At 68.5% G+C, this 17,024-nt stretch carries 15 protein-coding genes and 5 tRNA genes; 4 read left to right on the forward strand and 16 right to left on the reverse strand.

From position 1 onward, the window contains the following. Positions 1–22 precede the first annotated feature (22 nt). The 3 genes from ACH4EW_RS22470 to ACH4EW_RS22480 all read right to left on the reverse strand — a co-directional run bounded on the left by ACH4EW_RS22470 (position 23) and on the right by ACH4EW_RS22480 (position 3,080). Positions 23–1,180, reverse strand: coding sequence for a D-alanine--D-alanine ligase family protein (locus tag ACH4EW_RS22470; RefSeq protein ID WP_398259501.1), 1,158 nt, complete (start codon positions 1,178–1,180; stop codon positions 23–25). Positions 1,181–1,320: 140 nt separating this feature from the next. Further along, positions 1,321–2,331: an NAD(P)H-dependent glycerol-3-phosphate dehydrogenase gene (locus ACH4EW_RS22475; protein WP_398259503.1), complete on the reverse strand. Its 1,011-nt coding sequence runs from the start codon at positions 2,329–2,331 to the stop codon at positions 1,321–1,323. Continuing rightward, a complete protein-coding gene (locus ACH4EW_RS22480) occupies positions 2,328–3,080 on the reverse strand; it encodes a lysophospholipid acyltransferase family protein (protein ID WP_398259505.1) in 753 nt (250 codons plus the stop codon). Before ACH4EW_RS22480 ends, ACH4EW_RS22475 begins: the two co-directional genes overlap by 4 nt. A gap of 149 nt (positions 3,081–3,229) precedes the next feature. Here ACH4EW_RS22480 and cofC point away from each other — a divergent pair, with 149 nt between their 5' ends. Further along, complete coding sequence (gene cofC / locus ACH4EW_RS22485) at positions 3,230–3,913, forward strand: 2-phospho-L-lactate guanylyltransferase (protein ID WP_398259507.1); 684 nt, start codon at positions 3,230–3,232, stop codon at positions 3,911–3,913. A gap of 10 nt (positions 3,914–3,923) precedes the next feature. Continuing rightward, on the forward strand, positions 3,924–4,127 hold the full coding sequence (locus ACH4EW_RS22490; RefSeq protein WP_398259509.1) for a hypothetical protein: 204 nt from the start codon (positions 3,924–3,926) through the stop codon (positions 4,125–4,127). Positions 4,128–4,236: 109 nt separating this feature from the next. Here ACH4EW_RS22490 and ACH4EW_RS22495 read toward each other — a convergent pair whose 3' ends face one another. The 4 genes from ACH4EW_RS22495 to leuC all read right to left on the reverse strand — a co-directional run bounded on the left by ACH4EW_RS22495 (position 4,237) and on the right by leuC (position 7,377). Beyond that, positions 4,237–4,878, reverse strand: a complete 642-nt coding sequence (locus tag ACH4EW_RS22495; RefSeq protein WP_398259511.1) for an HU family DNA-binding protein — start codon at positions 4,876–4,878, stop codon at positions 4,237–4,239. A 143-nt stretch (positions 4,879–5,021) separates the two neighbouring features. Further along, positions 5,022–5,249 (reverse strand): hypothetical protein, encoded by a 228-nt coding sequence (locus ACH4EW_RS22500; RefSeq protein ID WP_398259513.1) that lies wholly within the window; start codon positions 5,247–5,249, stop codon positions 5,022–5,024. Positions 5,250–5,353: 104 nt separating this feature from the next. Then, positions 5,354–5,947 carry a 3-isopropylmalate dehydratase small subunit gene (leuD, locus tag ACH4EW_RS22505; protein WP_398259515.1) on the reverse strand — a complete coding sequence of 198 codons (594 nt, stop codon included), beginning with the start codon at positions 5,945–5,947 and terminating at the stop codon, positions 5,354–5,356. Positions 5,948–5,952: 5 nt separating this feature from the next. Beyond that, positions 5,953–7,377, reverse strand: coding sequence for a 3-isopropylmalate dehydratase large subunit (leuC, locus tag ACH4EW_RS22510; protein ID WP_398259517.1), 1,425 nt, complete (start codon positions 7,375–7,377; stop codon positions 5,953–5,955). Positions 7,378–7,551: 174 nt separating this feature from the next. Between leuC and ndgR the strand changes: the two genes are divergently transcribed. Continuing rightward, positions 7,552–8,268 (forward strand): IclR family transcriptional regulator NdgR, encoded by a 717-nt coding sequence (ndgR, locus tag ACH4EW_RS22515; protein WP_398259519.1) that lies wholly within the window; start codon positions 7,552–7,554, stop codon positions 8,266–8,268. A gap of 163 nt (positions 8,269–8,431) precedes the next feature. On the opposite strand, the gene ACH4EW_RS22520 is transcribed toward ndgR, so the two are convergent. The 9 genes from ACH4EW_RS22520 to ACH4EW_RS22560 form a co-directional block, all read right to left on the reverse strand. Next, positions 8,432–8,504: transfer RNA gene (locus tag ACH4EW_RS22520), tRNA-Glu, on the reverse strand. 25 nt (positions 8,505–8,529) lie between these two features. Next, positions 8,530–8,601 (reverse strand) — tRNA-Gln (locus ACH4EW_RS22525). A gap of 12 nt (positions 8,602–8,613) precedes the next feature. Next, positions 8,614–8,686, reverse strand: a tRNA-Glu gene (locus tag ACH4EW_RS22530). A 60-nt stretch (positions 8,687–8,746) separates the two neighbouring features. Next, positions 8,747–8,819, reverse strand: a tRNA-Glu gene (locus tag ACH4EW_RS22535). Between the two features lie 25 nt (positions 8,820–8,844). After that, positions 8,845–8,916 (reverse strand) — tRNA-Gln (locus ACH4EW_RS22540). An 87-nt stretch (positions 8,917–9,003) separates the two neighbouring features. After that, on the reverse strand, positions 9,004–9,723 hold the full coding sequence (locus ACH4EW_RS22545; RefSeq protein ID WP_398259521.1) for an HAD family hydrolase: 720 nt from the start codon (positions 9,721–9,723) through the stop codon (positions 9,004–9,006). Positions 9,724–10,058: 335 nt separating this feature from the next. Then, positions 10,059–11,570 carry a glutamate--tRNA ligase gene (gene gltX, locus ACH4EW_RS22550; RefSeq protein ID WP_398259523.1) on the reverse strand — a complete coding sequence of 504 codons (1,512 nt, stop codon included), beginning with the start codon at positions 11,568–11,570 and terminating at the stop codon, positions 10,059–10,061. Then, the gene (locus ACH4EW_RS22555) at positions 11,563–12,339 is read right to left on the reverse strand and encodes a fumarylacetoacetate hydrolase family protein (protein WP_398259525.1); all 777 of its coding nucleotides are present in this window, start codon (positions 12,337–12,339) and stop codon (positions 11,563–11,565) included. The genes gltX and ACH4EW_RS22555 overlap by 8 nt, the downstream gene beginning before the upstream one ends. 88 nt (positions 12,340–12,427) lie before the next feature. After that, entirely contained in the window at positions 12,428–12,622 is a 195-nt protein-coding gene (locus ACH4EW_RS22560) for a hypothetical protein (protein ID WP_398259527.1), read from the reverse strand. A gap of 580 nt (positions 12,623–13,202) precedes the next feature. On the opposite strand from ACH4EW_RS22560, the gene ACH4EW_RS22565 reads away from it, so the two are divergent. Further along, the gene (locus tag ACH4EW_RS22565; RefSeq protein WP_398259529.1) at positions 13,203–17,018 is read left to right on the forward strand and encodes a nitrate- and nitrite sensing domain-containing protein; all 3,816 of its coding nucleotides are present in this window, start codon (positions 13,203–13,205) and stop codon (positions 17,016–17,018) included. The last annotated feature ends 6 nt before the right edge of the window (positions 17,019–17,024 follow it).

Raw genomic sequence — 17,024 nt, forward strand, 5'->3', positions numbered from 1 at the left:
TACGGCGCGGGTTCTCGTCTTCTCAGCGCAGGCCGGTCGGCCGGTTCAACGCGGCCTGGATCAGCCGGTCCACCAGCTCCTGATAGCTCACGCCGCTCTCCTGCCACATCCGCGGGTACATGGAGATCGGGGTGAAGCCCGGCAGTGTATTGATCTCGTTGATCACGAAGCCGCCGTCCTCGGTGAGGAAGAAGTCGGCGCGTACCAGGCCCTCGCAGGACACGGCCTCGAAGGCGTCGACGGCGAGGCGCTGGACCTCGGCCGTCTGCTCCTCGGTGAGCGGCGCGGGCACGATCCCGGAGGCCGAGTCGATGTACTTGGCCTCGAAGTCGTAGAAGTCGTGCGAGGTCACAGGAGGAATCTCGGCGGGCACGCTGGCGCGCGGTCCGTCCTCGAACTCCAGCACCCCGCACTCGATCTCCCGGCCGCGCAACAGCGACTCGACCAGGAACTTGGGGTCGTGACGGCGGGCTTCCTCGATCGCCTCGTCGAGGCCGGACAGATCGTCGACCTTGGTGATGCCGATGGACGAGCCGGCCCGGGCGGGCTTGACGAAGAGCGGCCAGCCGTGGTCGCCGGCGAAGTCCACGATGCGCTTGCGGGCAGCGGAAGGGTCCGTGTCCCATTCGCGGGGGCGTACCGCGATGTACGGGCCGACCGGCAGCCCGAACGAGGTGAAGACCCGCTTCATGTACTCCTTGTCCTGGCCGACCGCCGAGGCGAGCACCCCGGCGCCGACGTACGGCACACCGGAGAGCTCCAGGAGCCCCTGAAGGGTGCCGTCCTCGCCGTAGGGGCCGTGCAGCACGGGGAAGACGACGTCGACCTCGCCCAGTGCCTTGGGGACCGAGCCGGGCTCGCTGTACACCACCTCACGGCTGCCGGGGTCGACGGAGAGCACCACGCCGCCCTCGGTGGACTCGGCCAGCTCGGCCACGTCCGGCATCTTCCGGTCCGTGATGGCCATGCGTTCGGGCTCGTCGGCGGTGAGCGCCCAACGGCCGTCCGTCGTGATGCCGATCGGCAGGACGTCGTACTTCGTCCGGTCGATGGCGTTCAGGACGGCACCTGCCGTGACGACCGAAATACCGTGTTCGGAACTGCGGCCGCCGAACACGACGGCCACGCGCGGCTTACGGAGCTGCCGCTCCGGGCTCTGGGGGAGGTTCTCGCTGCTCATATCGCGTTGAGCGTACCTGCTGGTACCACTCGCGTCAGCGTGGCCGGGGCCGCTGGAGCGGTGACGGCGAACGTTCACCGGCCCCCGCGCACCCCTCGCTCCTCCCCCGGCCAAGAGGCCACCCGCCAGCCTCTGACCCGTCAGCGTCGCTCCGGCTTCGCGCTGCGCGACATCAGCTCGCCCAGTGCGACCATCGGCGGCTTGCCTTCGTGGACAATGCCGACGACCGTCTCGGTGATGGGCATGTCGACGCCGTGCCTGCGCGCCAGATCGAGCACCGATTCACAGGACTTGACGCCCTCGGCGGTCTGCTTGGTGACCGCGATCGTTTCCTGGAGCGTCATTCCGCGGCCGAGGTTGGTGCCGAAGGTGTGGTTGCGCGAGAGCGGCGAGGAGCAGGTCGCCACCAGGTCGCCGAGGCCCGCGAGTCCGGAGAAGGTCAGCGGGTCGGCGCCCATGGCGAGGCCGAGGCGGGTCGTCTCGGCGAGACCGCGGGTGATGAGCGAGCCCTTGGCGTTGTCACCGAGCCCCATGCCGTCGGCGATGCCCACGGCGAGGCCGATGACGTTCTTGACCGCGCCGCCGAGTTCGCAGCCGACCACATCGGTGTTGGTGTACGGGCGGAAGTACGAGGTGTGGCAGGCGGTCTGGAGGCGCTGGGCCACGGACTCGTCCTGGCAGGCGACAACGGCCGCGGCGGGGCGGCGCTCGGCGATCTCCTTGGCCAGGTTGGGGCCGGTGATGACGGCGACGCGGTCCGCGGAGACCTTGGTGACGTCCTCGATGACCTCGCTCATCCGCTTCGCGGTGCCGAGTTCGACCCCCTTCATCAGCGAGACGAGGACGGTGTCCGAGCCCAGGTGCGGGGCCCAGGCGGCGAGATTGGCGCGCAGTGTCTGCGAGGGCACCACGAGCACCGCGAAGTCGGCGCCGTGCAGCGCCTCGGCGGCGTCGGTGGTGGCCCGGATCGACTTGGGGAGTTCAATTCCCGGCAGATAGTCGGGGTTGGTACGGGTCGTGTTGACGGCCTCGGCGACTTCGGCCCGGCGGCCCCAGAGAGTGACCTCGCAGCCGGCGTCGGCGAGAACCATGCCGAAGGCCGTACCCCATGAGCCGGTTCCAAAGACGGCTGCCTTTGCGGGGTGCGTCACTTGGGTTCCTTTCCTTCGGCCTTGCGCCGCAGTTCTGCACGGGCCGTGCGGTGGTCGTACGGCTCCATAGGTGCCTTCTCGCCCCGTACGATCTCCAGCTGCGCGGTCACCGCGGCCATGATGGTCTCGGTCGCCTCGCGCAGGATCTCCGGCGTCGGCTCCTTGTCGTAGAACCGGGAGAGGTCGACGGGCGGTCCGGCCTGCACCTGAAGGGTCTTACGGGGGAAGAGCCGGAGCTTGTTCTCCTTGGCGTACGGCGGCATGACCAGGTTGGCGCCCCACTGGGCGACCGGGATGACGGGGGCCTTCGTCATCAACGCGACGCGGGCCGCACCGGTCTTGCCGGCCATCGGCCACATATCGGGGTCGCGGGTGAGGGTGCCCTCCGGGTAGAAGGCGACGCATTCACCGCGCTCGATGGCGTTGACCGCGGCCCTGAAGGCATCCAGCGCGTTGGTCGTCTCGCGGTACACGGGGATCTGCCCGGTACCGCGCAGCATCATTCCGATGAAGGGGGTCTTGAACAGGCCCGCCTTCGCGAGAAGCCGCGGCACCCGTCCGGTGTTGTACTGGAAGTGACCGTAGGAAAGCGGGTCCAGATACGAGTTGTGGTTGACCGCAGTAATGAATCCGCCGTCGGCCGGAATGTGTTCCATTCCCCGCCAGTCTCGCTTGAACAGAGCCACCAGCGGCGGTTTTGCGATGACCGCCGCCAGGCGGTACCAGAAGCCGATTCTGCGGCGGGACACTCGGACACCTTCCTCTAAGGACCTGACTACTGCCTGGCTACCGACGGTCAAGTCTCGCCCCAGGCCCCTACTCTGTCGAGAACACCGTACGCCCCGCTTTCGGGGCCGACCCTCCAGGTTCTCGCACCGGCAGGCGAGAATAAACGGCGATGCGCATCGAAGGGGAGATCGCCACGAACACCGACCCGGCCGGTCCTTGGACCCTGGTCGTCCCGTTGAAGCCCTTGGCACGGGCCAAGAGCAGGCTCACACCCGCAACGGGCGCCGCACTGCGCCCGGGGCTCGCCCTGGCCTTCGCCCGGGACACCGTGGCCGCCGCCCTGTCCTGCCGGACGGTGAGGGATGTGGTGGTCGTCACGGACGACACGGAGGCCGGGGCGGCTCTCGCGGCCCTCGGGGCGCGCATCGTTCCCGACGAACCGGACCGCGGCCTCAACGCCGCCCTGGCACACGGTGAGCGGACCGTGCGGACCCGACGGCCCGGGGCGGCTCTCGCCGCTCTCAATGCGGATCTCCCCGCGCTGCGTCCCGGAGAATTGGCCCGGGTGCTCGACTTTTCCGCCGCATTTTCCCGCGCATTTGTCACCGATATGGCAGGAATTGGTACAACATTTCTGTCGGCCGCACCGGGAGTGGAATTGCGACCTGATTTCGGCGGTTCTTCCCGGACCCGGCATCTGGAATCCGGAGCGGTGGAGATCAGCCTGACCGGCATCGATTCGGTCCGCCAGGACGTGGACACCGGCGACGATCTGCGGGCGGCACTGGCCCTGGGCGTCGGCCCGCACACGGCGGGCCGCTGGGCCGCGGGAGCCCCCGCGGCGGACCGATAGGCTGCCGTTCATGCAGGCGACCTCCTACACGTACGACCCCGAGACCCGCACCGGCAGTGTGCTGCTGGACGACGGCACCCCGGTGGAATTCGACGCCCGGGCCTTCGATGCCGGCGGTCTGCGGCTGCTGCGTCCCGGGCAGCGGGTGCGGATCGAGGGCACCGGCGAGGGCGCGGATCTGCAGATCACGCTGGTGACGCTGCAGACGTTCTGAACGGCTCCGCGCACACTGGGCTCCGCGCACACTGCCCACAACAGCCCGCGGGCCGGGCTCCCCAAGGGGAGCCCGGCCCGGCGCGTGAGTAGCCCTGCGCTGCTCGGCCTCACTTCTTCCGCGCAGTGGCCTTCTTCGCCGTGGTCTTGCGCGCCGTGGTCTTCTTCGCAGGCGCCTTCTTCGCCGTGGCCTTCTTGGCGGGCGCGGTCTTGGCGGCGACGGCCTTCTTGGCGGCCGTCGTCTTCTTCGCCGCTGCCGCGGTCTTCTTGGCCGCCGCGGTGGTCTTCTTCGCGGTGGCCTTCTTGGCGGCGGTAGTCTTCGCCGCGGTCACGGCCTTCTTGGCGGTGACCTTCTTCACAGCCTTCTTGGCTGCGGCCTTCTTGGCTGCGGCCTTGGTCGTCGCACGGGCGGAAACACCGCCCGAGAGGCTGCCCTTGGGCGCCTTCTTCACGGCCACATCGTGCTTGGGAAGCTTCTTCGAGCCGCTCACCAGGTCCTTGAAGCCCTGTCCCGCACGGAAGCGGGGCACCGAGGTCTTCTTGACCCGCACCCGCTCCCCCGTCTGCGGGTTGCGGGCGTACCGGGCGGGGCGGTCGACCTTCTCGAACGAGCCGAAGCCGGTGACCGAAACACGGTCCCCCGCGACAACCGCACGGACGATCGCGTCGAGCACCGCATCGACGGCGTCTGCGGCCTGCTGACGGCCGCCGACCTTGTCGGCAATCGCTTCTACGAGCTGCGCCTTGTTCACGTCTTCCCCTTCGGAGACATTGCCAGAACGAAAGTGTTCAAGCGTTTTCGCACATTAGGCAGATATATACCGCAAATCAAACACGAAACGGGCTAATCACCCTAGTGCCGCAACGAACTCGACCGCTGCGCAGTTCCGCAGAGTCAGCCACCTTCGGGGAATCGACCCTCATCGAGGTCCTTCATCAACCGGTCCAGACGCCTTGCCGCGTCCGGGAGATCGTGCTTAGCCGCGGCAGTGATGACCAACAGCTTCCGGGACAGCGCCATCCTTACGCCCTCCGGGACTTGCAGTGCGCGCACTCTTGCGTGCGCTTCCTTCAATCGGTCGGCGACTTGGCCGTAAAGCTTGAGTTGGCTGTCGCGTTCCATGCACCGATTGTGCCATCTGAGGCGAGTTGTCGCCGTACGGGGTCTCAACAAGCGACTGCGCCCCCTACCAGATGGCAGGGGGCGCAGTCCTGGAAACGCGCTGCTCAGGCGTTAATTGTACGCGGCTTGAAGGTCGGCCTTACCGCCTCATATGCCGCGATGTCCGCTTCGTTCTGAAGGGTGAGGCTGATGTCGTCCAGCCCGTTCAGCAGTCGCCAGCGGGCGTTCTCGTCAAGATCGAAATCGGCCATGATGCCGTCGGCGCGGACCTGGCGCGCCTCCAGGTCAACGGTGATCTCGGCCGTCGGGTCGGCCTCGGTCAGCTCCCAGAGCGCGTCGACGACCTTCTGGTCGAGTACGACCGTCAACAGCCCATTCTTCAGCGAGTTGCCGCGGAAGATATCGGCGAACCTGGAGGAGATGACGGCCTTGAAACCGTAGTTCTGCAGCGCCCACACGGCGTGTTCACGGGACGATCCGGTGCCGAAGTCGGGACCGGCCACCAGCACCGTGGCGCCGCTGCGCTCCGGGCGGTTGAGGACGAAGTTCTCGTCCTTGCGCCATGCCTCGAAGAGTCCGTCCTCGAAGCCGTCGCGGGTGACCTTCTTCAACCAGTGGGCGGGGATGATCTGGTCGGTGTCGACGTTGCTACGACGCAGCGGGACGGCCCGGCCGGTGTGTGTGGTGAAAGCTTCCATGATTCTCAGACTCCGGCGGGCGTACGGGCGTCGGACAGGTCGGCCGGCGAGGCCAGGTGGCCCAGCACGGCGGTGGCGGCGGCGACCTGCGGGGAGACCAGGTGCGTACGGCCGCCCTTGCCCTGCCGGCCCTCGAAGTTGCGGTTCGAGGTGGAGGCGGAGCGCTCGCCGGGGGCCAACTGGTCGGGGTTCATGCCGAGACACATCGAGCAGCCCGCGTGCCGCCATTCTGCGCCTGCGGCGGTGAAGACCTTGTCCAGGCCCTCCTCGACGGCCTGCAGAGCGACCCGGACCGAGCCCGGGACGACCAGCATCCGTACGCCGTCGGCGACTTTGCGGCCGTCCAGGATCGCGGCCGCGTTACGCAGGTCCTCGATCCGGCCGTTGGTGCAGGAACCTACGAAGACGGTGTCCACGTTGATCTCGCGCAGCGGCTGGCCGGCGTTCAACCCCATGTATTCCAGGGCCTTTTCGGCGGCATTGCGCTCCGAGGTGTCCTCGTACGAAGCCGGGTCGGGGACGTTGGCCGACAGGGGCGCGCCCTGGCCGGGGTTGGTGCCCCAGGTGACGAACGGCGCCAGTTCGGCAGCGTCGATGACGACCTCGGCGTCGAAGACCGCGTCGTCGTCGGTGCGCAGTGTCTTCCAGTACGCGACGGCGGCGTCCCAGTCCTCGCCCTGCGGGGCGTGGTCGCGGCCCTTCAGGTAGTCGAAGGTGGTCTCGTCCGGGGCGATCATGCCTGCCCGGGCGCCGGCCTCGATCGACATGTTGCAGATGGTCATCCGGGCTTCCATCGAGAGCTTCTCGATGGCCGAGCCGCGGTATTCGAGGATGTAGCCCTGGCCGCCGCCGGTGCCGATCCGGGCGATGATCGCGAGGATCAAGTCCTTGGCCGTCACACCGTCGGGCAGTTCGCCGTCGATGGTGATCGCCATCGTCTTCGGACGGGCCAGCGGCAGCGTCTGGGTGGCCAGCACATGCTCGACCTGGCTCGTGCCGATGCCGAATGCCAGCGCGCCGAAAGCACCGTGCGTGGAGGTGTGGGAGTCACCACAGACGACCGTGGTGCCGGGCTGGGTCAGACCCAGCTGCGGGCCGACCACGTGCACAACACCCTGCTCGACGTCGCCCAGCGGGTGCAGCCGTACGCCGAACTCCGCGCAGTTCTTGCGCAGCGTCTCCAGCTGAGCACGGGAGACCGGGTCGGCGATGGGCTTGTCGATGTCGAGGGTCGGGGTGTTGTGATCCTCGGTGGCGATGGTGAGGTCGAGGCGCCGCACCCGGCGTCCGGCCTGACGGAGGCCGTCGAAGGCCTGGGGGCTGGTCACCTCGTGCAGCAGGTGCAGATCGATGAAGAGGAGGTCGGGCTCGCCATCGGCGTGCCGGACGACATGGTCGTCCCAGACCTTCTCCGCGAGTGTCCTACCCATCGCTTTCCCTCCGGCCGGCGTCGTCGCCGGCCCAACTAGAGATTCGGTGCACCACCGTCCGGACCCCCGTGCGGGGCGGTGGCTACGGGCCGTTGTGTGGCCGCCCGTACAGGTTCGCAACTTCCGCCGGAAATTGAACTTGCGTTTCACAGAGTGAGACGGGAGTATCGTCGTATGGACAACTCTAGCGGCGTCGGCGTTCTCGACAAGGCGGCTCTGGTTTTGAGCGCCCTGGAGTCCGGTCCGGCCACCCTCGCCGGGCTGGTCGCGGCGACCGGGCTCGCACGACCCACGGCTCATCGACTGGCTGTGGCACTGGAACACCACCGCATGGTGGCGAGGGACATGCAGGGCCGTTTCATTCTCGGCCCGCGGATGGCGGAACTCGCGGCGGCGGCGGGCGAGGACCGTCTGCTGGCCACGGCGGGTCCGGTGCTCACCCACCTCCGCGACATCACAGGCGAGAGCGCGCAGCTCTACCGGCGACAGGGCGACATGCGGATCTGTGTGGCGGCGGCGGAGCGGCTGTCCGGCCTGCGGGACACCGTGCCGGTCGGCTCCACGCTCACCATGAAGGCCGGCTCGTCGGCCCAGATCCTGATGGCCTGGGAGGAGCCGGAGCGCCTGCACCGCGGCCTCCAGGGCGCCCGTTTCACGGCGACGGCACTCTCGGGCGTACGGCGCAGGGGCTGGGCCCAGTCGATCGGCGAGCGCGAGCCGGGCGTCGCCTCGGTCTCGGCGCCGGTGCGCGGCCCCTCGAACCGGGTGGTCGCCGCCGTCTCGGTCTCCGGACCGATCGAGCGGCTGACCCGGCACCCGGGCCGGATGCACGCCCAGGCGGTCATCGACTCGGCGGCCCGGCTCAGCGAGGCCCTGCGCCGCAGCGGCTGACGCACGTGATACGAAACACCTCCCGGCCGCCCCGGCGTCGTGGCGGCCTCCATCAAGTCGTTGTCCAGGAAACGGACATGACGGGGAGACACATACCCCCACCGGCAAGCGAAAGAGAAAGGCCCCTCACTTCGGTGAGGGGCCTTTCTCTTTCGCTCTGTTGTACCCCCGACCGGATTCGAACCGGCGCTACTGCCGTGAGAGGGCAGCGTGCTAGGCCGCTACACAACGGGGGCTTGTTACTGCTGTTGCATTTCTGCGCTGGGCTACCAGGACTCGAACCTAGAATGACGGTACCAGAAACCGTAGTGTTGCCAATTACACCATAGCCCATGGTGTTACAAGTACCCCCGACCGGATTCGAACCGGCGCTACTGCCGTGAGAGGGCAGCGTGCTAGGCCGCTACACAACGGGGGCCCTAGCGATCCTGCATCGAGAGCGTGGGTGCGACCCAGATGATCTCGCGGGAAGGATCTGTACCCCCGACCGGATTCGAACCGGCGCTACTGCCGTGAGAGGGCAGCGTGCTAGGCCGCTACACAACGGGGGCTTGTTACTGCTGTTGCATTTCTGCGCTGGGCTACCAGGACTCGAACCTAGAATGACGGTACCAGAAACCGTAGTGTTGCCAATTACACCATAGCCCACCAAAACTCAACCCCCATGAGGGGTTTTGTTCGGTTTGCGCTTCCCGTTCGGATCTTTTGTTCCGCTCGGGCGGCGCAGGAAGAACATTACCCGAAGGTGTCCGGCGCTCCAAAACGGGTATTGCCCGCCAGCAGGCCGGGCAGCTGATCGAGCCCGCTGATACGGACGAGTTCGGGCCGCCCGCCACGTCCGTCCCGGTCCAGCCAGATCCCCGTCAATCCCGCGGCGACCGCGCCCCCCGCGTCGATGTCCGGCTCGTTCCCCACGTACGCCACCTCCTGCGGTTCCAGCGCCAGCGCCTCGCAGGCGGCGTGGAAGGCGCCGGCCTCGGGCTTGGAGACGCCCAGCTCCACGGCGCACACCACGGCCTCGAACCGGTCCCGCACCCCGAGTTTGCGCAGCTTCCGGTCCTGGTTGTGGATGCTGGAGTTCGACAGCACCCCATGCCGGAACCCGTCCGCCAATACATCCAGAGCGGGCAGCACATCGGGGAAGAGCGACCAGGCGGCCTCGTAATGGGCCACGTGGCGGTCGAACCAGTGGTCGGCCTCGACGTCCTCCAGGGCCCGCGAGAGGAACTCCCGGACCCGGTCCCGGCGCTGCCCCTGGAAGTCCGTCTCCCCGGCGGCGAACCGCGCCCAGTGGGCATCGGTGATCGTCCGCCAAGCAGTGAGGGCCTGCCCGACGGAGTCGTATCCGTCGGGCAGGCCCTCCTGTTCGAGATGCTTGCTCATGCCGACGCGGTCGGCGCCCGTGTAGTCGAAGATCGTGTCGTCGATATCCCAAATCACGGCTCGGATCGGCATGCGGTCAGGCTACCGGTCACGTGACGAGCGCGGTGGTCGTCACTGCCGCTCCGGAGCCGAAGCCCGTCAACTCCACGCAACGATGAACTTGACCCTCCACACGGACCGTTGGCAGCAGCCGAGCCGGCAGACAGCAGCCGATGCCCTCGGCACAGAGCCACGACCGCGGTGTGATCGAGAATGATCACCGGCGACTTCCGATACGCCGGGCAACAATCGCCTGCCGCCACTCCTCGCCTGCGGCCGGATCGTCCGGCCCGAGATCCGTACCGAAGTGGGCCGATGGGGTGGCCGCTCTGCCCGAGCAACCACCCCATCGTGCTGATGCGAAGCCGCTACGCGGCCAGCTTGGCCAGTGCGGCGTCGATGCGGGCCAGGGTCTTCTCCCGGCCCAGGATTTCCAGGGACTCGAAGAGCGGCAGGCCGATCGTGCGGCCGGTGACGGCGACGCGGACCGGGGCCTGGGCCTTGCCGAGCTTCAGGCCGTGCTCCTCGCCGGCGGTGAGGATGGCGTTCTTCAGGGCGTCGGCGTTCCACTCGGCGTCGGCCAGCTTGGCACGGGCCGTGACGAGCAGCGCATCGGAGCCTTCCTTCATCGCCTTGGCCCAGGACGCCTCGTCGGTGGCCGGCTCGTCGAGGAAGAGGAAGTCGACGTTGGCCGTGATGTCCGAGAGGACCGTGACGCGTGTCTGGGCGTGCGGGGCGATCGCCGCGAACTGGTCCGCGTCGAAGGACTCCGGCGCCCACGGGGCGAACGGGGCCTTCAGCCAGGGGCCGCACGCCTCGGTGAACGTCTTCACATCCAGCTTGCGGATGTGCTCGGCGTTGATGTGCTCGCACTTCTTCAGGTCGAAGCGCGCCGGGTTGGCGTTGACGTCCTCGATGTCGAACGCGGCCACCATCTCCTCGATGGAGAAGATGTCGCGGTCCTCGGCGATGGACCAGCCCAGCAGGGAGAGGTAGTTGAGCAGTCCCTCGGGCAGGAAGCCGCGCTCGCGGTAGAGGTTGAGCGAGGCCTGCGGGTCGCGCTTGGAGAGCTTCTTGTTGCCCTCGCCCATGACATACGGAAGGTGGCCGAAGGCGGGGGTGCCCTTGGCGATGCCCAGCTCGATGAGCGCCTTGTAGAGAGCGAGCTGGCGCGGGGTGGAGGAGAGCAGGTCCTCGCCGCGCAGGACGTGGGTGATCTCCATCAGCGCGTCATCGACCGGGTTGACCAGCGTGTAGAGCGGGGCGCCGTTGGCGCGGACGATGCCGTAGTCCGGCACGTTCTCCGGCTGGAAGGTCAGCTCGCCGCGGACCAGGTCGGTGAAGGTGAGTGCCTCGTCGGGCATCCGGAAGCGGACGATGGAGGTGCGGCCCTCGGCCTTGTACGCGGCGATCTGCTCGGCCGTGAGGTCGCGGCAGTGGCCGTCGTAGCCGGACGGCTTGCCGGCGGCGCGGGCGGCGTCGCGGCGGACGTCGAGCTCCTCGGTGGTGCAGTAGCAGTGGTACGCGTACCCGCCTGCGAGAAGCTTCTCGGCGACATCCTTGTAGATGTCCATACGCTGCGACTGGCGGTACGGGGCGTGCGGGCCGCCGACCTCGGGGCCCTCGTCCCAGTCGAAGCCGAGCCAGCGCATCGAGTCCAGGAGCTGGTTGTAGGAGTCCTCGGAGTCGCGGGCCGCGTCGGTGTCCTCGATGCGGAAGACCAGGGTGCCGCCGTGGTGCCGGGCGAAGGCCCAGTTGAAGAGGGCGGTGCGGACCAGGCCCACATGGGGGTTGCCGGTCGGGGAGGGACAGAAACGTACACGATGGGGTGTCCCCTGCTCGAGCGGAGCCGAGAGCTTGGGGAAAGGTGCGTTAACCACGCTTGATCACCTTGTTGGTGAGAGTGCCGATGCCTTCGATGGTGACGGCGACCTCGTCGCCGACATGGAGGGGTCCGACCCCTGCGGGAGTGCCGGTGAGGATCACATCGCCCGGGAGCAGCGTCATGGCTTCCGTGATGTGGACGACCAGATCCTCGATCGAGCGGATCATGTCGCTCGTACGGCCCAGTTGGCGTTGCTCGCCGTTGACCGTGGCCTGAATGGTCAGGTCGCTGGGGTCGAGGTCGGTCTCCACCCAGGGGCCGAGCGGGCAGGACGTGTCGAAGCCCTTGGCCCGGGCCCACTGCTTCTCACGCCTCTGGGCGTCGCGGGCGGTGACGTCATTGGCGCAGGTGTAGCCGAAGATGACGTCCTTCACGCGCTCACGCGGCACTTCGCGGCACATACGGCCGATGACCACGGCCAGTTCGGCCTCGTGGTGGAGCTCATGGGAGAAGGAGGGGTACTCGATGGCGTCGCCGGAGCCGATCACCGAGGTGGTGGGCTTGAAGAAGGCGACGGGGACGTCCGGTACCTCGTTGCCCAGCTCTGCGGCGTGCTCCGCGTAGTTGCGGCCGATGGCCACGACCTTGTTGGGGAGCACCGGAGGCAGAAGGCGGACCTTGCTCAGCGGGACCTTGGTGCCGGAGAGCTCGAACTCGGCGTACGGAATGCCCTTGATGATGTCGAGGACGAGACCATCGGGCCCCTCGCCCTCGACGGCGCCGAAGGCGACATTGCCGTCGATGGAGAACCTGGCGATGCGCACGGGATGCTGTCGCCCCTCACTTGCTTACTGGCTGAAGACTGACGCTCCAGGCTAACGCGGGTGAGGGGAGACAACGCGCGCATCGGACCTACTCCGAGGCTGCCACGGCTGCCGCGGCCGGGGCTTGCATGAGGATGGTGCGGCGGGGGTTGGCCGTCTGGGTCGGCAGGTCGACGGCGTGCTCCGGCAGTTCCCGCGTCTGCAGCTCGTCGGCGTCCTTGAGGTGCGCCAGCGTGGTGCGCCGGGGGTTGGCAATGTTGCGGAACATCATCGTCGTCTTCATCTGCCGTTCGGACCCTGTCGGTACGGGCGCCGCCCGGAGGGGCGCCGGTTTTCGGATGTGCCATCCCTTTAAAGCGTCAGGCTAAACATTCAATTCCCTTCGAAAGCCCGGATGAGACGACGATCATCATGTGAGTTTCCTCACGATCACATCGACAATTACCCTATTTCGGGCGGCCGATCGCCCCAGCGGAAACGGACATTGCATCACTGAATGATCCATTCCGCTCCTGATCATGGCGACTGGGACACCCTTCACCCCTCGTCGATTCATCCTTGTCAGTCCGCTTTGCCCTTGAATGCGATCCACGGCTCGTCACTCACTCATCACAACGTGTCACCTGGGTCGCAGCCCGGTACGGGCCCCTTGTTGGAGATCCAGCACTGTGCTGGAATTCCACGAACCGCCGCGGGTTTCAGGGCCGGCGCGCAGGGGCGCAACGGAGCGCCGAGTGGCCGCGGGAAGGGGAAGAGCGCCGGTCACTCACGACCACCAGGGGCGGGCACAACGCCCCACGACGCCGACACCGTCCCACCCGTCTTCGCACGGAGGGACGCCTGGTCCAGAGGTTGCGACGCTAGTGCAGGGACGTTTCAAGAGGGATGGCAGCGCTGCGGCGGAACAGGAGCCGCACGGCGGGAGCAACCGCGGTTCCTCGCCCCAGCACGCCCAGAACCCCGGACCGGCCTCAGCCGGCGACGGCGGTGACCGCGACCGGGGCCCGGGTGCCACGGCAAGCACTGGTGCCGATCCGATCTCGTCGCCCAAGCCCCGGGCCTCCGTCAGCACAGGCTCGCGAGCAGCTATTCGCAACTGGCGGATCAGTACGCGTCTGGTCTCTCTGCTCGCCCTTCCCGTGGTCGCAGCGACCACGCTGGGCGGACTGCGGATCAACGACTCCATGAACGACATCCAGCAGCTGGATCACATGCAGCTGCTGACCAAGATGACCAAGCAGGCGACCACGCTCGCCCAGGCGCTCCAGGCGGAGCGCGACAGCTCGGCCGGTCCGATGTCCAACGGAGTGAAGGCCGACGACTTCAAGGTCACCCAGCCCCGCAAGCAGACCGACCGGGCGAAGGCGGCGTTCCTCGACGCGACGGAGGAGATCGGCGACCCGTCGGGCGACGAGTCCCTCGAGGGCATCTACTCGAGCGTCCATCAGATCGCCAGCCAGCTGACCTCGATCCGCGAGATCCGCAAGACGGCGTACGCCGAGGGCTCCCCGAGCCTCCAGACCATCGACCAGTACAGCCAGCTGATCACCTCGCTGCTGAGCCTCTCGCAGGACATGGCGCAGGCGACCAGCAACTCGGAGATGATCAAGCGGACCCGGGCGCTGGCGGCCTTCTCCTCCGCCAAGGAGTACGCCTCGGTCCAGCGGGCTGTCATCGCCGCGTCGCTGCCCGCCGGCAACGACAAGGAGTCGCACCTCGACGAGAACGACCAGCAGTTCGGCCGCGCCGCGCTGCGCAAGGAAGAAGCTGCGCTCCGCTCCTTCAAGACGGTCTACACGGCGACCGGCAACAACGCCGAAGAGCTGATCGCCACGCTGCAGGAGGGCAACCCGGAGATCAAGGCTTCCGAGGCCTACGCGAAGAAGGTCCTGGACAGCCCCTCCGGCATGGACGGCATGCCGCGGCGTTCCTACCTGGACTGGTACGACCAGAGCTCCACCAAGATCCAGGCGATGAAGACCATCGAGCAGACCCTCCTCAGCGACATGGAGAGCAAGGCCCGCGAGCTCCGCGACGAGTCGAAGCGCGAAGCGATCGTCAGCGGTGCGCTCATCCTGCTGGTGCTCGGCGTCTCGCTGGTCGGCGCCTTCGTCGTCGCCCGGTCGATGATCCGCTCGCTGCGGCGGCTGCAGGACACTGCTACGCGCGTCGCCCAGGACCGGCTGCCCGAGCTCGTCAAGCAGCTCTCCGAGGCCGACCCGCAGGACGTCGACACCTCGGTCGAGTCGGTCGGTGTGCACTCCCGGGACGAGATCGGCAAGGTGGCCGCGGCCTTCGACGACGTGCACCGCGAGGCCGTCCGCCTCGCCGCCGAACAGGCCCTCCTGCGAGGCAACGTCAACGCGATGTTCACCAACCTCTCGCGCCGCAGCCAGGGCCTCATCCAGCGTCAGCTCTCGCTCATCTCCGAACTGGAGTCGCGCGAGGCCGACCCGGACCAGCTGTCCTCGCTCTTCAAGCTCGACCACCTCGCGACCCGTATGCGCCGTAACGGCGAGAACCTCCTCGTCCTCGCGGGTGAGGAGCCGGGCCGTCGGTGGACCCGCCCCGTCCCGCTGGTCGACGTGCTCCGTGCCGCCGCCTCCGAGGTGGAGCAGTACGAGCGCATCGAACTGGCCGCGGTGCCCGCCACCGAGGTCGCGGGCCGCGTCGTCAACGACCTCGTGCACCTGCTCGCCGAGCTGCTGGAGAACGCCACGTCGTTCTCCTCGCCGCAGACGAAGGTCAAGGTCACCGGTCACGCGCTGCCCGACGGGCGGGTGCTGGTCGAGATCCACGACACCGGCATCGGTCTCTCCCCCGAGGATCTCGCGGCGATCAACGAGCGGCTCGCCTCGCCGCCCACCGTGGACGTCTCGGTCTCCCGCCGCATGGGTCTGTTCGTGGTCGGCCGGCTGTCCTTGCGTCACGGCATCCGGATCCAGCTGCGGCCCTCCGACTCCGGTGGTACGACTGCGCTGGTCATGCTCCCCGTCGATGTCGCGCACGGTGGCAAGCAGCCGGCTCCCAAGCCGGGACCGGGGCAGCAGCAGCCTTCCGCCCCCGGCGGTCTGCTCGGCGGTGCGGGCGCGGGCAACGGCTCCGGTCCCGGCCTCGGAGGCGCTCCGTCGGCCCCGGCCGACCAGCTCGCCGCGGGCCCGGGTTCCGCGCGCGGTCAGGTCGGTGCGGGCTCCGGTCCGCGTGCCGCGCTGCCCACGCGTGACGGCGGCCCCCGCCGACAGCAGAACAAGCGGGACAAGCAGAACAAGCAGAACAGGAAGGACCAAAAGGGTCAGCCGGGTCAGTCGGATCAGCAGAACGCCGGCTTCCAGTCCGCCGGGCTGTCCCACACCGGCCCTCAGGACACCTCGCGCCAGCAGCCGCAGCGTCAGGGCGGCGGCCTCGCCGGTGCCTTCGGCAACGGTGCCCGGCTCGGCGCCCGCCGCCAGGGTGACGGAACGGGCCGTACGGACTCGTCCCAGCCCGATCTGTTCAACCAGAACCGACAGGCCCATCACCGCGAGGGTCCGAACCGCCAGGACCGCAGCGACCAGCAGGACCGATCGAACGGCCCGACCTCGTGGCAGGCCCGGCAGAACCCGGCCGGCCAGGGCGGCTTCCAACAGCCCGGCGGCCCGGTCGACCCCGGTCGTCAGCTGCCCCCGGTCGGCGGTCCACGTGCCGAGCTGCCCGGTGGCAACCCCTTCCCAAGCTCTTCGAGCAGGGGATACCCCGTGCCGCAGCACCCGCAGACCACCAGCTGGGGCACCGAAGAGCTGTCCGCGCCGCGGCCTACTCCGCTGGACGCCCCGCGCGGTCACGAGGAGCCCGAGTCCACCGGCCGGTTCCAGCGGCCGATGAGCCCGCCGCTCACCGCGCGGCCGCCCATGGACGACCGGCAGGGCCCCGGCTCCACCGCCGAGTTCGCCCGCCCCGACTTCTCGGCTCCGGCCCCGCAGGCTCCGGCCCCGCAGGACCCGGCGAGCACCGCGCAGTTCGCCCGCCCCGACTTCGGACAGCCGCAGCCCGCTCGGGTGCAGGACCAGGGCCTGCCGGCACCGCGTCAGCGCGGCCGGGACAACGGGGACTTCGTTGCCCCGCGTCCGTCCGCCACACCCGACGGTGACGCGCAGCACCGCCCGGTCCTGCCGTCGCAGCCGCAGCCCGAGGCGCTGCCTCCGGCAGGGCCCGGGGACGGTCGTACGCCGCTGTACGACACCCTGGAGACGAACTGGTTCCACGGCCCGCAGCAGGGCGGCCAGCAGTTGCCCGCCGAGCCGCAGCCGCCCGCCGAGCCGCAGCCGCCCGTTGTTCCGCAGCAGCCGGCCCAGGAGCGCCCCGCGCCGGGCCGCGACGGCGGCGACGCCGACGCCACTACAAGCTCCTGGCGCCCCTCGCCGAACGACGAACTCGTCCGGCAGGCGGAGCGGGCCAAGAACCCCGCGGCAGGCGGAATCACCACCTCCGGACTGCCTCGCCGGGTACCTCGCGCCAATCTGGTGCCGGGCACCGCGCAGGAGCAGAACCACCAGTCCGGTCCTCAGGTGTCGCGTGCGCCCGATGATGTGCGCGGACGGTTGACCAATCTCCGCCGGGGCATCCAGCAGGGACGGCAGGCCAACAACGGCCAGTCGACCGGAAGTTTCCCCCTTGGCCCCACTCACCAGCAGGAGCGTTAGTTGAGC

Origin of the sequence: Streptomyces sp. NPDC018000, from assembly GCF_044328025.1 — a bacterium.
GTDB lineage: Bacteria > Actinomycetota > Actinomycetes > Streptomycetales > Streptomycetaceae > Streptomyces.

What these genes read in the sequence shown, in the direction of transcription:
- ndgR (WP_398259519.1), top strand. Translation starts at nt 7,552, where the DNA reads ATGGACAACTCTAGCGGCGTCGGCGTTCTCGACAAGGCGGCTCTGGTT.
- ACH4EW_RS22470 (WP_398259501.1), bottom strand. Translation starts at nt 1,180, where the DNA reads ATGAGCAGCGAGAACCTCCCCCAGAGCCCGGAGCGGCAGCTCCGTAAG.
- ACH4EW_RS22545 (WP_398259521.1), bottom strand. Translation starts at nt 9,723, where the DNA reads ATGCCGATCCGAGCCGTGATTTGGGATATCGACGACACGATCTTCGAC.
- ACH4EW_RS22560 (WP_398259527.1), bottom strand. Translation starts at nt 12,622, where the DNA reads ATGAAGACGACGATGATGTTCCGCAACATTGCCAACCCCCGGCGCACC.
- ACH4EW_RS22500 (WP_398259513.1), bottom strand. Translation starts at nt 5,249, where the DNA reads ATGGAACGCGACAGCCAACTCAAGCTTTACGGCCAAGTCGCCGACCGA.
- ACH4EW_RS22490 (WP_398259509.1), top strand. Translation starts at nt 3,924, where the DNA reads ATGCAGGCGACCTCCTACACGTACGACCCCGAGACCCGCACCGGCAGT.
- cofC (WP_398259507.1), top strand. Translation starts at nt 3,230, where the DNA reads ATGCGCATCGAAGGGGAGATCGCCACGAACACCGACCCGGCCGGTCCT.
- leuD (WP_398259515.1), bottom strand. Translation starts at nt 5,947, where the DNA reads ATGGAAGCTTTCACCACACACACCGGCCGGGCCGTCCCGCTGCGTCGT.
- leuC (WP_398259517.1), bottom strand. Translation starts at nt 7,377, where the DNA reads ATGGGTAGGACACTCGCGGAGAAGGTCTGGGACGACCATGTCGTCCGG.